Below are 1,264 nucleotides of genomic sequence, written 5' to 3'. Positions count from 1 at the left end.
CTGTACAACTGGATTAAGGGGGATAACAATATAATCCAGGGCAATAACATAATGGAAGGGAACAACAACGATGATAATCAGGAGAAGCTCTACAGCTGGATTAAGGGGGATGATAATTTTATCGCTGACAATAACCAAATCATAGGGCTTAACAACAATGATTGGAATAACCAGAAACTTTACAGCTGGATTAAGGGGGATAATAATAATATCCGGTTCAATAACAGAATCTTCTTTGGCAACAACAAGGATGACAATCATCAGAAACAATACAGTTGGATTAAGGGGGATGATAATTTCATCCGGTATACTAACCATATTTCAGGTGCTAACAGTGATGATAATCAGCAGAAGCTGTACAGCCGGATTAAGGGGGATGATAATGAGATCATAGTTAATAACCGAATCCTTGGTACTAAAAATGATAATAATCAGCAGAAAATGTACAGTTGGATTAAGGAGGATAACAATGATATTCGATTAAATAACCAAATTTTAGGTGCTAACAATGATGATAATGAGCAGAAACTTTACAGCTGGATTAAGGGGAATGATAATGAGGTCGAGGACAATAACCTAATCGAGGGGAACAGAAATGATGACAACTGGCAAAAAGATATCGCGCTAATTGATGGGGAAATGAATTTGAAACGTAACAATAACCTCATTATGGGTGACAATAATCATGGCAATTGGCAAACGTTGCTAGGTTTCCAGAATGGAACAGCCAATGAAATATTGAATAATAACCAGATTCTTGGCAATAACAATAATCATAATTATCAAAGCTTTGCTGTAGGGCAATCAGCTAATGGGAATATGGGAAATAGCAATAATATCATTCAATAATAAACAGCCAATTTCGCTATTGTGGTCCATTTTTGGTTCAAAACCAATAAGGCCTACAATGCTTATGCTCAAAATCCAGTAAAAAATGTTAGGGTTGAATCTGATGCCATTCCACCAAGTCATAATAACTATTTCAGTTTAAAAACATCTATTTACTTCCACCTACCCCCAAAGTGGAAGTAATTCATGTAGTCTCTTAACTTGTACATTAAGTAAGCTATCATATACGCTCAGACTATATTCATTTCATTTGGTTTCAAATGAAGGCCATCATCACAGAAATTATTAAATAGTGGAAAGTTTATCAAAATAAATCGGGTCCTCTCTAATTTTTTTATCCATTATAAATTTATTCTAGTTCGGATTTTTACAATTTTATTTATTGGGTTTCAATTAGTTTAGGTAAGAATGAATC

Annotated in this window: 1 protein-coding gene; it reads left to right on the top strand. The window is 34.3% G+C overall.

The window, feature by feature from the left end; translation table 11 throughout:
• Positions 1–849: hypothetical protein (locus E1171_RS23365; RefSeq protein ID WP_187696153.1), on the top strand; the 849-nt coding region annotated here is incomplete at its 5' end.
• Positions 850–1,264: the final 415 nt, after the last annotated feature.

The organism is Xanthovirga aplysinae (assembly GCF_009711365.1).
Classification (GTDB): Bacteria; Bacteroidota; Bacteroidia; order Cytophagales; family Cyclobacteriaceae; genus Xanthovirga; species Xanthovirga aplysinae.
Note: the sequence above shows the minus strand (reverse complement) of the source record. Positions and strands in the feature narration are given on the sequence as shown.